Source organism: Yinghuangia soli (assembly GCF_021502675.1).
Lineage (GTDB): Bacteria > Actinomycetota > Actinomycetes > Streptomycetales > Streptomycetaceae > Yinghuangia > Yinghuangia soli.
Window position 1 is genome coordinate 413,001 of record NZ_JAKFHA010000005.1, and the last position, 11,489, is coordinate 424,489.

At 73.1% G+C, this 11,489-nt stretch carries 10 protein-coding genes and 1 pseudogene; 6 read left to right on the top strand and 5 right to left on the bottom strand.

From position 1 onward, the window contains the following. Positions 1–119: 119 nt before the first annotated feature. Together LZ495_RS13015 and LZ495_RS13020 are read left to right on the top strand one after the other, a co-directional pair. The gene (locus LZ495_RS13015) at positions 120–989 is read left to right on the top strand and encodes an SDR family NAD(P)-dependent oxidoreductase (RefSeq protein ID WP_235052289.1); all 870 of its coding nucleotides are present in this window, start codon (positions 120–122) and stop codon (positions 987–989) included. A 61-nt stretch (positions 990–1,050) separates the two neighbouring features. Then, positions 1,051–1,554: a YchJ family protein gene (locus LZ495_RS13020; RefSeq protein ID WP_235052290.1), complete on the top strand. Its 504-nt coding sequence runs from the start codon at positions 1,051–1,053 to the stop codon at positions 1,552–1,554. A gap of 12 nt (positions 1,555–1,566) precedes the next feature. On the opposite strand, the gene LZ495_RS13025 is transcribed toward LZ495_RS13020, so the two are convergent. The 3 genes from LZ495_RS13025 to LZ495_RS13035 form a co-directional block, all read right to left on the bottom strand. Next, a complete protein-coding gene (locus LZ495_RS13025; protein ID WP_235052291.1) occupies positions 1,567–2,004 on the bottom strand; it encodes an ankyrin repeat domain-containing protein in 438 nt (145 codons plus the stop codon). Positions 2,005–2,088: 84 nt separating this feature from the next. After that, on the bottom strand, positions 2,089–3,726 hold the full coding sequence (locus LZ495_RS13030; protein ID WP_235052292.1) for an ABC-F family ATP-binding cassette domain-containing protein: 1,638 nt from the start codon (positions 3,724–3,726) through the stop codon (positions 2,089–2,091). 100 nt (positions 3,727–3,826) lie between these two features. Further along, positions 3,827–4,120 carry a putative quinol monooxygenase gene (locus tag LZ495_RS13035; protein WP_235052293.1) on the bottom strand — a complete coding sequence of 98 codons (294 nt, stop codon included), beginning with the start codon at positions 4,118–4,120 and terminating at the stop codon, positions 3,827–3,829. Positions 4,121–4,315: 195 nt separating this feature from the next. Here LZ495_RS13035 and LZ495_RS13040 point away from each other — a divergent pair, with 195 nt between their 5' ends. Beyond that, positions 4,316–5,188: a DUF2797 domain-containing protein gene (locus LZ495_RS13040; RefSeq protein WP_235052294.1), complete on the top strand. Its 873-nt coding sequence runs from the start codon at positions 4,316–4,318 to the stop codon at positions 5,186–5,188. A 169-nt stretch (positions 5,189–5,357) separates the two neighbouring features. Here LZ495_RS13040 and LZ495_RS13045 read toward each other — a convergent pair whose 3' ends face one another. Beyond that, a complete protein-coding gene (locus LZ495_RS13045) occupies positions 5,358–6,794 on the bottom strand; it encodes a L,D-transpeptidase (RefSeq protein ID WP_235052295.1) in 1,437 nt (478 codons plus the stop codon). A gap of 311 nt (positions 6,795–7,105) precedes the next feature. Here LZ495_RS13045 and LZ495_RS13050 point away from each other — a divergent pair, with 311 nt between their 5' ends. Further along, complete coding sequence (locus LZ495_RS13050) at positions 7,106–8,884, top strand: hypothetical protein (RefSeq protein WP_235052296.1); 1,779 nt, start codon at positions 7,106–7,108, stop codon at positions 8,882–8,884. On the opposite strand, the gene LZ495_RS13055 is transcribed toward LZ495_RS13050, so the two are convergent. Next, positions 8,838–9,989, bottom strand: a complete 1,152-nt coding sequence (locus LZ495_RS13055) for a PucR family transcriptional regulator (protein WP_235052297.1) — start codon at positions 9,987–9,989, stop codon at positions 8,838–8,840. The two genes, LZ495_RS13050 and LZ495_RS13055, sit on opposite strands and share 47 nt — an antisense overlap. A gap of 224 nt (positions 9,990–10,213) precedes the next feature. On the opposite strand from LZ495_RS13055, the gene LZ495_RS13060 reads away from it, so the two are divergent. Beyond that, a complete protein-coding gene (locus LZ495_RS13060; RefSeq protein WP_235052298.1) occupies positions 10,214–11,143 on the top strand; it encodes a proline dehydrogenase family protein in 930 nt (309 codons plus the stop codon). Between the two features lie 90 nt (positions 11,144–11,233). Further along, positions 11,234–11,489: pseudogene (locus LZ495_RS13065) on the top strand (L-glutamate gamma-semialdehyde dehydrogenase); the annotation flags it as partial.

Sequence of the window (11,489 nt, forward strand, 5' to 3'; positions counted from 1 at the left end):
GACAAGGAAGCAGGGGCGCGTGCGGCGCTCCTCCCGCCAAATACAGGTGCGCAGCGCACCCGCCCATGATCAAGTTGCCGGGCGGGGACGGATGCGGATCCGGTAGCGGAGGGGCGGCAATGACGCAGGCAGCGATGTCAGCAGGGGCATCAGCAGGTGCATCGGCGGGCAGGCCGGCGGGTGCATCGGCAGCGGCGCGGACGGCGGCCGCGGCGGGGCACGGTACGGGGGCGGCCGGCGACCTGGCCGGCCAAGTCGCCGTCGTCACCGGTGGATCGGCGGGTCTGGGCCGGTCCATCGCGGGTGCGCTGGCCCGGGCCGGGGCTGCCGTGGTCGTCGCGAGCCGACGCGCCGACGCGTGTGCCGAGGCGGCCGCGGAAATAGCCGCCGGGACCGGGGCCGCGGTCACCGGGATCGCCTGCGACGTCGCCGACGAGGCTTCCGTACAGCGCTTGTTCGCCGCGGTCGCCGAGGAGCACGGGCGCCTGGACATCCTGGTGACCAGCGCGGGTGTGCAGGCCCGCGGCGAGATCGGCGATCTCGACGTGGCCGCCCTGCGGCACTGCCTGGAGGTGAACGTGATCGGGACGTTCCTGGCCTGCCAGGCCGCCGTCCCGCTCATGCGCGCCCGCGGATACGGCCGCATCATCACCTTGGCCAGCGCCCTGGGGCTGGTGGGCGCCGCCGGGCGCACCGGCTACGCGGCCAGCAAAGGCGCCGTCGTCCAGTTCACCCGCAGCCTGGCCGTGGAACTGGCCGGTACCGGCATCAGCGTGAACGCGCTCGCCCCCGGACCGTTCCGCACCCCGCTCAACGAGGGCGTGGACGACGACCCGCACGTCAAGGCGTTCCTGGCCCACCAGGTGCCCGCGGGCCGATGGGCCGATCCGTCCGAACTCGACGGTGCGGCACTGCTGTTGGCCGGCCCGGCCGCCTCGTACCTGACCGGTGCGGTGCTGCCGGTGGACGGCGGGTGGACTGCGCACTGAGCGGCAGGCGCGGCCCGCCGGGTGCCGCCGGCCCGTAACGCGACAACGCGATAATGGGCGTATGTCCCGACGCCACACCCCCGCGAAGCCCGCCAAGACCGCCAAGTCTGCGAAATCCGCAAAGCCCGCCCGGTCCGGCAAGCCCGGGAACGCGGCGGCCGCGCCGCGCATCCAGCCGCCCGCCGACGGCGCCGCATGCCCGTGCGGGCTCGATGCCGCCTACGGCGACTGCTGCGGGCGGTTCCACCGCGGCGAGGGGACCGCACCGAGCGCCGAGCGCCTGATGCGGTCGCGCTACTCCGCCTTCGTGGCGGGCGACGCCGCGTACCTGCTCCGCACCTGGCACCCGGACACCCGGCCGGAGCGCCTGGAGCTGGACCCGAAGACCCGCTGGCTCGGCCTGGAGGTGCTGGAGACCAGCGGCGGCGGCGCGTTCCACAGCGAGGGCACCGTGCGGTTCCGGGCCCGGTTCCGCGAGGCGGGCCGGGAAGGCGCGGTCGACGAGCACAGCACGTTCGTCCGCCTCGACGGCGCCTGGGTGTACGTCACCGCACTCGGCGACTGACCGCCGGGGCGGTCAGAGCAGCGTGAGGGGGATGAACGCGCCCGCGTCCTTGAGGATTTGCCGCGTCTCCGGCATCTCGTAACCGGGCGTGGTCGTCCACTGGATCGCGGTACGGCCGAACCCGCCATCCTCGCGCGCATTCGGGTCGGCACCGCCGGCCAGCAGCGCGCGGACCGCGTCGTCGTGGCCCCACGCGGCCGCGCCGCACAGCGGCAGGCCCTCGTCCCCGGTGCCGCTTTCCCGGTCGGGGTCGGCGCCCGCGTCCAGCAGCATCGCGGCGATCTCCGCATCGCCGCGCACCGCGGCGGCGTACAGCGGCGTGGTGCCGTCCGCGTCCGGGCGGTCCGCGTCGGCCCCCGCGCGCAGCAGGAGGCGGACCGCCTCGATGTCGGCCATGTGCACGGCCAGGACCAGCTTGTTGGACAGCTTCTTCGCGGTACGGCGGTTCATGATCCTCGGTCGCTTGTCGGTACGGGTTCGGCGGAAGTGCGGAAGTGCGGAAGTGCGGGGGAGCGTGCGCGGCGTGCGGCGTGCTCAATGATCGCCGATGCGGCCCGCGGTCACCGTGATCCGGCGGTTCGTCTCCACCGCATCCAGCATCCGCCGGTCGTGCGTCACCAGCAGCAGCGTCCCGTGGTACGACGCCAGCGCCGACTCCAACTGCTCGATCGCGGGCAGGTCGAGGTGGTTCGTCGGCTCGTCGAGCACCAGCAGGTTCACGCCCCTGGCCTGCAGCAGCGCCAGCGCGGCGCGGGTGCGCTCGCCGGGCGACAGCGTCGCCGCGGAGCGCAGCACGTGGTCGGCCTTGAGCCCGAACTTCGCGAGCAGCGTCCGGACGTCCGCGGGGGACATCTCCGGCACCGCGGCACCGAACGCGTCGAGCAGCTTGGCCTCGCCGAAGAACAGCCCGCGGGCCTGGTCGATCTCGCCGACCACGACACCCGGCCCGAGCGAGGCCTGCCCCTCGTCCAGCGGCACCCGGCCGAGCAGGGCACCCAGCAGCGTCGACTTGCCGGCCCCGTTCGGGCCGGTGATGGCGATCCGGTCGCCCCAGTCGACCTGCAGCTCGGCCGGCCCGAAGGTGAAGTCGCCGCGCCGGACCACCGCACCGCGCAGCGTCGCGACCACCGCGCCGGCCCGCGGGGCGGCGGCGATCTCCATGCGCAGCTCCCACTCCTTGCGGGGCTCCTCGACCACGTCCAGCCGCTCGATCATGCGCTCGGTCTGCCGGGCCTTCGCGGCCTGCTTCTCGCTCGACTCGGACCGCATCTTGCGGCCGATCTTGTCGTTGTCGCCGGCCTTGCGCCGCGCGTTCTTGACGCCCTTGTCCATCCACGAGCGCTGCATGCGGCCGCGCTCCTCGAGGGCGGCCTTGGTGTCCGCGTACTGGTCGTACTCCTCGCGCGCATGGCGCCGGGCCACCTCGCGCTCCTGCAGGTACGCCTCGTAGCCGCCGCCGTACGAGCGGATCTGCTGCTGGGCCAGGTCCAGTTCGACCACGCGCGTCACCGTGCGGGTGAGGAACTCGCGGTCGTGGCTGATCAGCACCGTCCCGGCACGCAGGCCGGTGACGAACTTCTCCAGCCGGTCCAGGCCGTCCAGGTCGAGGTCGTTGGTCGGCTCGTCGAGCAGGAAGACGTCGTACCGGCTGAGCAGCAGCGAGGCCAGGCCCGCCCGGGCGGCCTGGCCGCCGGACAGCGAGGTCATCGGCTGGTCGAGGCCGACCGTCAGGCCGAGGTCGGCGGCCACTTCGTCGGCCCGCTCGTCCAGGTCCGCGCCGCCCAGGTCGAGCCAGCGCTCCAGCGCGACGGCGTACTCGTCGTCGGCGCCCGCGCGGCCTTCGACCAGGCCCTCGGTCGCGGTGTCCAACGCCAGCTGCGCGGCCGCGACACCGGTACGGCGGCCGAGGAACTCGCGGACCGTCTCGCCGGGACGCCGTTCGGGCTCCTGCGGCAGGTGCCCGACCGACGCGGTCGGCGGGCTCAGCGCGATCGAGCCGCCTTCCGGCTCGGCCAGGCCGGCCAGCAGGCGCAGCAGCGTCGACTTGCCCGCGCCGTTGGCGCCGACCAGGCCGACCACGTCGCCCGGGGCGACCACGAGATCGAGTGCGGAGAAGAGGACGCGGTCCCCGTGGCCGGCGGACAGGTCCTTGACGACGATCGTGGCGCTCATAGGACTGCGATGGTATCGGGCGGGAGTACCTGCCCCGTGCGGCAGCCGCCCGGGGCTGCGCGGCATCGGGCGCAGCCCGGGCGGCTCCGGTCCGGGCCGGTCAGGCGCCGGCCTCGAAGACGTGCTCGGCGGGCGGGCCGGCCAGCAGGTCCGGGCCGGCGGCCAGGGCGGCGGTCAGGTGCGGGCTGGCCAGGTGCGCCTCGAAGGCGGCGCGGTCCGCCCACTCCTCGAACACGATCCACGAACCGGGCTCTTCCGGGTTCATGTACGCGGTGTACGAGATGTTGCCGGGCTCGGCACGCGACGGCTCCACCAGCGACAGGGCCTGGGCACGGACCTTGTCCTCGGCGCCGGGAGCGGCCTTGAGCAGGGCGATTGCCGTGATTTTGGGCATGGGGGGACTCCTTGGATCGGGTTCGGCAGGGATGCTACTGCGGGGACCGGAGTGACCGCGGGGGTCCGAGTGCGTAGTGTCCGAACAGCGCGAGGACAGTGCGAGAACGGCGGGCGGACAGTGGGCGGCACGGAGGTCGGGGCCTGGCGCCCCCGGGGGATCCGATGGGCGGACGGCCGTCCCGCGCTCGCCTGGGTGCGTACCGGTCCATCGGATGCGTCCGCGGTATCGGACGCAGAGCCGGCGCCGAGTCCGCTGGAGCGCGGCGGGCGCCTGGCGTTCGCGGTCGGTGCGGACCGGCTCTGCGGCGGTGTGTGGCGCGGCGGCCGGCGGATCGCCTGCGCGCTGCGTGCGGAACTCCCGGCGAAGGTGCTCGGCGGCATGTGCCCGGACTGCCAGGCGATGGACCGCTCGTCGTCGATCGCCGCGGACACCCGGGTCGACGATCCGCGGCCCTTCATGGTCTACCTGGCCTACCACGGCGCCGGGACGGTGAAGGTGGGCATCACCGCCGCCGAACGCGGCAACGCCCGGCTGTGGGAGCAGGGTGCGCTGGCGTCGGTGGCGCTGGCCGAGGGCCCGCTGATGGCGGCGCGCCGGACCGAGCACCTGCTCGGCACGGCACTGGGACTCCCGGACCGGGTCGCCACCCGGGTCAAGCGCCTGGCCCGGTTCGCTCCGGGGACCGCAGAACAGCGGCTGGCCGCGCTGCGCGAAGTGCGGGATCTGACCGTGGACTTGCCCGGATGGCCGGACTCGTTGGCCCGGCGCTTCGAGGAGCCGCTCGACCACGCCGCCGCGTACGGCCTGCCGGACGCCGGAATCCGCCCCGATGCCGAACTTGCGCCGCTCGTCCCGGGATCGGTGATCGCCGGGCGGTTGGCGTGCGTCATCGGGTCAGACCTCTACCTCGCGGTGGGGGCCGGGTCCGCGCGGCTGGTCCTGGTGGACAGCCGGCTGCTGGCCGGGTGGGCGCTGCAACCGGCCACCGGAGAAGCCGAGTTCGCAGCCGCAACGGCCGTGCCGGTGCTGCCGCGGGAGACCGCCGAACCGGATGCACTGTTCTGAACGGCCGATCGAGCCGGTCAGGCCGGTCAGGCTGGTCGTGCCGGGCGTACCAGTCGTGATGGTCGTGCCGGGCGAGCCGATCGGTTCGCCCGGCCGGGCAGGGGGGCTGCCCGGCCGGGCGTCGGGGTGCTGCGGCCCGGGGAGCCGGCCGCAGGACCCCGCGTCCCGGTCATCGGGCGGCGAGCGCGCTGCCTGCCTGCCACTTGTCCCAGGCCACGTTCCAGCCGCCGTAGCCGTTGCCGGCCTCGACGGTCGCGGAGGCGGAGTTCATGACCTTGATGACGTCGCCGACGATGACCCGGTCGTAGAACTTCTTGGCGGTGCCGTCCGCGGCCAGGCCGACGCAGCCGTGCGTGATGTTCTGCTTGCCCGCGAACTGGATCGCCCTGGGGTTCTCGTGCACGTAGGTGCCCGAAGCGGTCGTGTGAAGCGCCCAGTTGTAATACCCCTGGTATTCGTTGCCGTAGTTCACGGTCCGCGAGTCCATGTACACACTGGAGTTGCGGTCCATGACGACCATGGTGCCGTTCCAGGTGTCGCGTCCCGGCTCGCCCGCGGTGATCGGGATGACCGAGTCGGGCTTGCCGTCCTCGACGACCGTCATCTTGTGCGTCTTGACGTCCACGGTCGCCACCAGCGAGCGGGCGACGGTGACGTCGGCCTTGACGTCCTGGATCGCGAACCGGCCCCCGCCGGTGTCGACGCCGTCCAGGTCGGCGAAGAAGGAGATCTTCGTGCCCGGCTTCCAGTACTCCTGGGGCCGGAAGTCGATGCGCTGCCCGTCGGCCAGGTTCCGGTCCTTGACCCAGCTCCACGACCCGGCGACCGGCGGATCGGCGGTCACCGAGAGGGCGCGCTCGACGGCGGCGCGGTCCTTGACCGGAGTGTCGAAGGTGACCGAGACCGGCATCCCGACGCCCATCCGTCCCAGTCCGGAGATATTGACCTGGTAGGTCATCGTCTTGCCGGCCTGCGCGGTGCTGAACGCTGCGGTGCTCTTGGTCTCCACGCCCGCGGCGTTGGTCGCGGTTGCGGTCACCGTGTACTTCGTGTTGGTGTGCAGGGCGCCGCTGGTCCGCCACGATGCGGCGTCGTCGGAGATGTTGCCGTCGACCAGGCTGCCGTCCTCGGCCTTGACGATCACCGAGCCGACCGTCCCGCCCTGCGCGGTCACCATGACGGGCAGGCCCGGTGCGACCTTGGCGCTGCCGTCGGCAGGAGTGATGACAAGAGTCGCAGGCGCCGCTGCCGGTGCCGAACTTGCGCCTGCCGCTTGGGAGTCCGATGCACCGGACACCCCTGCGGACGATCCGGCCGACGCGCCGCCGTCCTTCTTGCCGTCCCCGGTGCAGCCGCTCACCGCCACGAGCGCGACGGCGAGGGCGGCCACCACAGAGGCGGTGCGCCGGCGGGCCCGGAACCGGGCTGTCCGGCCTGCCCGGGCCGCCCGGGCCGCCTGCGAGACCCGGGAGGTCCGGGAGGCCGGGAGGCCCCGGAAAGTCCCGGATGCCCGGCCGGCGGCCGTGGTGGCCGTGACGGAGATCGTGGTGGTGGCCGGGCCTGCGATTGCGCCGTTGTCCCCGGCCGAGTGGTCCCTCTCGGACATTGCCGTCCCCCGTTCTGCGTGTTGTCCGCGCTTCCGACACCCGCCTGACGCATCTCCGCCGCGGCCGCGTTGCTTGCGGCAACTGTGAGAGAAAGCACGTCATTTGCGAGGGAACCGGACGTCGATTCGCTGCGTCTTCTCCGTCTTGGGCACGAAAGTCGGACGCGTCTGCATCGCGTGCGCGCCAGGGCTGCAAGGTGTCGCCGCCCAGACAACGATTCGGACAAAGTGTTAAGAATTTCCCGAATCCGGAAGATAATTGATCTGCATCTCGGGGTGACCGCGGCGGCGAGCAGCGAGCGGAGACCGTGATGACGGGGAACGGCAAGGCCGGGGGCCTGGGCGGCGGCCGCAGGCCGCGGCCGCACAGGGCATCCAAAGCGAAGGCGGCACCGCAGGCGGCGGTGCCGAAGCGCGACGGCCGCCAGGCGGTCGTCATCGTCCACGGCATGGGGGAGCAGCGTCCTTTGGACGCGCTGACCGGATTCGTGCAGGCGGGCCTGCCGCCCGGTGCCGACGGGCGTCGGACGTATTACTCGCGGGCCGACATCGTCACCGACTCGTTCGAGTCGCGGCGCTTCGTGGCCCCGGCCGAGGGCAACCGCCCGCAGACCGACTTCTTCGAGTACCACTGGGCCCATCTCATGCAGGGCAACCGCTTCGGCGACATGTGGCCGATCTTCAAGAAGCTGCTCGTCCGGCTGCCTTGGCGGGTGCCGAACGGCCTGCGGTTCGTGTGGGCGCTGTTCTGGGCGATCATCGCCGGCGCGCTCACCTGGTGGTTCGTCGCGGACCCGGCCGACATCAGCACGCTCACCTCGCTCGTCGCCGGGGTCGCCGGAGCGGGCGCGCTGGCCGCCGTCCTGACGTTCGCCCTCGGGCGGCTCGGCGCGATCGTGCCGAACATGGTGACGACCAGTTTCGTGGACGTGGTGCGCTACCTGGACACCTCGCCCCGTTCGTACGCGGTCCGCCGGGACATCCGGAAGGGCTTCGTCGAGATGCTGACCCGGCTGCACGAGGCCAGGTACGCAGGCAAGCGCCGCTACGAGCGCATCGTCATCGTCGCGCACAGCCTCGGTGCGTACATCGCGTACGACGGCATCTGCTATTTGTGGGGCCGGATGAACAACCAGTCCGGCGAGCACGCCGTCGGCGAGCCGGCCGGCCTCACCGCGTTCGACCAGGCCGCGTCCGTCCTCACGACCGACGCTTCCGCGGGCATCTGCGACCCGGAGCATGTACGCACCTACCGCCGGACGCAACGCGAACTCTGGTACGGGCAAAGGGCGCACGGCAGCAATTGGCGCATCAGCGACTTCGTCAGCGTGGGTACGCCGATGTACTTCGCAGACATCCTCTACACCGGCAACCGCGAGAAGTTCAGGCAGCGGGTGGGCCGCGGCGAGATCCCCACGTGTCCGCCCCTGCGGAGCCCCGGCAAGCACCCGTTCACGTACCGCTGGCACGACAGCCGCGTGCTCAACGACGCAGCACCGTTCGCCGTCGTCCGCTGGACCAACCTGTGGTTCCCGGTGTGGCCGCGGTGGTTCGGCACTCTCGGGGACTGGTTCGGCGGACCGCTGACCCCGCTGTTCGGCAGCGGCATCCTCGACGTCCCGATCCTCGGCAACAAGCCGTGGCGCCTCATGATCGCCTCCCCGCACACGCTCTACTTCAAGCAGCCCGACCGGAACGCCGTCGGCGACGCCGCCTGGCACCTCGAACGGGCCCTGGCACTGGACGATTTCGCGGTACCGGCCACGGACGAGCAGGTCGCCGAGGCCAAGGCGCTGCTCCGCGGACTCGACGACCGGGAAGGCGGCATGGGTGCGCGCATCGAGCGCTTCACGGACCCGAAACTGCCGCCGGTGACCGGGTCCGCCGAGGACTGGCTGGCGACCCGCACCCGCGCCCAGATGTCCACCTTGATCGACCAGCTCGCCGCCATGCAGCCGGTCCGGCCGCCGCCCAGGCGGCGCCGGTTCGCCTGGCTGCGCCCCGGAAGCCGGCGGCGGCGCGCGGACCGGGCCGGCGACCGGATCAGGGACGGCGCTCCCGAGGAGCGGCGCCGGGAGGCGGCGTGTTGAGGCGGGCGGCCTTCAGGGCCATGTGCAGCAGCAGGCGGTGCTCGCCGTTGCCCAGGTCGAGGCCGGTGAGCTCCTCGACGCGCGAGAGCCGGTAGTACAGCGTCTGGCGGTGGATCGCCAGCAGCCCGGCGGCCTGCGTGGCGTGCGCCGCGTGGTCGAGGTAGACCTCGGCGGTGCGGGCGAGTTCCGCGTGCTGCGGGGCCAGCAGCGGAGCCACGGCCGGATCCGCCGCCGGCAGCCGGGCCAGTAGCCGGTACGGGCCCAGCTCCGCCCACGCGGCCACGGGAGCCCGCTCCGGGAACGCCGCCGCGGTCCGCGCCGCGGCGCGCGCCTGCTCCAGCAACTGCCCTGCGGACGCCAGGTCCCGGACGTCCGACGAGACTCCGGCACGGGCCGATCGGCGGCCCTTGGCGATGCGCCGCGCGGTCTCCGCGGCCGGACGCGCGGAGCGGATCAGCGCGACCAGTTCCCCGCGTCCGGCCTCGTCCGCATACGCGGCCACGACGTGGGACATCGCGTGCACGCTGAGCGGGTCCGGGAGGGCTGCCGGGCTGTCGTGCAGCACGGCGAGCGCGTACAGCGCTCCGCTGCCGCCCATCCCTGCCGCCGCGGCCTCCAGCACGGCCGCGGCCCGCGCCTCGTCGACGCCGTGGACCAGGTCGCGCAGCAGGTCGCCCAGTTCCGCGCCCGCATGGGCCTCCTCGGCCAGCAGGTCGCCGGCCCGGCCGGCCAGCGCGAAGGCGGCGTCCAGGTCCTCGGCGGGCCAGGTGTCCGCGCCCGGGTCGAGCAGCCAGATGTATCCGTACGTCACCCCGCGGTGCCGGGCGGGCAGGCACAGCCGCGCGCGGACGCCCGTGTCCGGGTCCGCGGGGATGCGCACCGGGCCCGTCGCGCGGGTGATGCCGAAGCCCTCGAACCAGGCCTTCACCTGCGGCGCCGACCGGCGGCTCAGGATCGACCGGGCGCGCACGTCGTCGGCGGCCAGGTCGCCCTCGTGGGCCGCGAAGGCGACCAGCACGAAGTCGCGGTCCTCCAGCGTCGCGGGCGCGCCGAGCAGCACCGCGACCTCCTCGACCAGGCGCTGGTACTCCCGCTGCCCTGCCATGCCCGCCTCCTCTCGCTGCCGACCCGACGGTTGACCTGCGGACTTCCTTCATACATATGTACAAGAAAGGAGAGCGTAAACGCGACTGCGGTCCATATCGCGCAGCCCGGCACCGGACGTACGGTCCCTCCGGACGCCGAACCGGCGTCCCCCGACCGGGCCCGGCGGCCGACCGCCGCCTCCCCCCGGCCGGCCAGGATCGGCGACGCCTTCCGGAGGTTCTCGTGCTCGGCCGCATGTTGCTCACCGCATCCCGCAGCGACCGGCTCCGCGACTTCGTCGCGACCGCCCCGGTCACCCGCCCCGTCGTCGACCGGTTCGTGGCCGGCGAAGGCCTCCCCGACGCGCTCGCCGCGGTCCGCGACCTCACCGATGCGGGCCTCGACGTCACCATCGACCACCTCGGCGAGGACATCACCGACCCGGCCCAGGCCGAGGCCAACCGGGATGCGTACCTCGCGCTGCTGGCCGCGGCGGCTCCGCTGGGCGCGGGCCCGCGCGTCGAGGTGTCCGTCAAGCTGTCCGCCTTCGGCCAGGCACTCGGCCCCGACGGGCACGAGCTCGCACTCGCCAACGTCCGCCCGGTCTGCGCGGCCGCGGCGAAGGCCGGCACCACGGTCACGCTCGACATGGAGGACCACACCACCGTCGACTCGACGCTCGCGATCCTCGACGAACTGCGCAAGGACTACCCGGGCACCGGTGCCGTGCTGCAGTCGTACCTGTTCCGCACCGAGGAGGACTGCCGCAGACTCGCAGTGGAGGGCTCGCGCGTGCGCCTGGTCAAGGGCGCCTACCGCGAGCCGGCTTCGGTCGCTCACCAGGACCGGCGGGAGGTGGACCTGGCGTATGTGCGCTGCCTCAAGATCCTCATGGCCGGCGGCGGGCACCCCATGGTCGCCACCCACGACCCGCGGCTGATCGCGATCACCCTCGATCTCGCGCTGCGCAACGAACGCGTGCCCGGCTCCTACGAGTTCCAGATGCTGTACGGCATCCGCGAGCCGGAGCAGCGCCGCCTCGCCGAGGCCGGCGAGCAGGTGCGGGTCTACGTGCCGTTCGGCACCGACTGGTACGGCTACTTCACCCGGCGCCTGGCCGAGCGCCCGGCGAACGTGGCGTTCTTCCTGCGCTCGTTCCTGCCGGCGAGCTGAGCCCCGGCGGGCCGCCCGAGTGCCGGCCGCCGCGGCAGCTCCCTCGTCACCCCGAACCGATCCGACACTCCACCAGCGAAGGGCAGTTCCATGGACGCCGTCACGCAGGTCCCGGCTCCGGTCAACGAGCCGATCCACTCCTACGCTCCGGGAAGTCCCGAACGCGCCCGGCTGGAAGCCGAGTTGAAGCGGCAGGCCGCGGACCACCTGGACCTCACCCAGACCATCGGCGGTGTGCAGTCCGCGGGTGGCGGTGCCAGGGTCGATGTGGTGCAGCCGCATCGGCATGGTGCGGTGTTGGGGTCGTTTGCGGGGGCGACGCAGGCGGATGCGCGGGCTGCGGTGG

Excerpts from the sequence above, each read along its gene's own strand:
- LZ495_RS13030 (WP_235052292.1), bottom strand. The coding sequence starts at position 3,726 with ATGAGCGCCACGATCGTCGTCAAGGACCTGTCCGCCGGCCACGGGGAC.
- LZ495_RS13035 (WP_235052293.1), bottom strand. The coding sequence starts at position 4,120 with ATGCCCAAAATCACGGCAATCGCCCTGCTCAAGGCCGCTCCCGGCGCC.
- LZ495_RS13050 (WP_235052296.1), top strand. The coding sequence starts at position 7,106 with ATGACGGGGAACGGCAAGGCCGGGGGCCTGGGCGGCGGCCGCAGGCCG.
- LZ495_RS13020 (WP_235052290.1), top strand. The coding sequence starts at position 1,051 with ATGTCCCGACGCCACACCCCCGCGAAGCCCGCCAAGACCGCCAAGTCT.
- LZ495_RS13025 (WP_235052291.1), bottom strand. The coding sequence starts at position 2,004 with ATGAACCGCCGTACCGCGAAGAAGCTGTCCAACAAGCTGGTCCTGGCC.
- LZ495_RS13045 (WP_235052295.1), bottom strand. The coding sequence starts at position 6,794 with ATGTCCGAGAGGGACCACTCGGCCGGGGACAACGGCGCAATCGCAGGC.
- LZ495_RS13015 (WP_235052289.1), top strand. The coding sequence starts at position 120 with ATGACGCAGGCAGCGATGTCAGCAGGGGCATCAGCAGGTGCATCGGCG.
- LZ495_RS13055 (WP_235052297.1), bottom strand. The coding sequence starts at position 9,989 with ATGGCAGGGCAGCGGGAGTACCAGCGCCTGGTCGAGGAGGTCGCGGTG.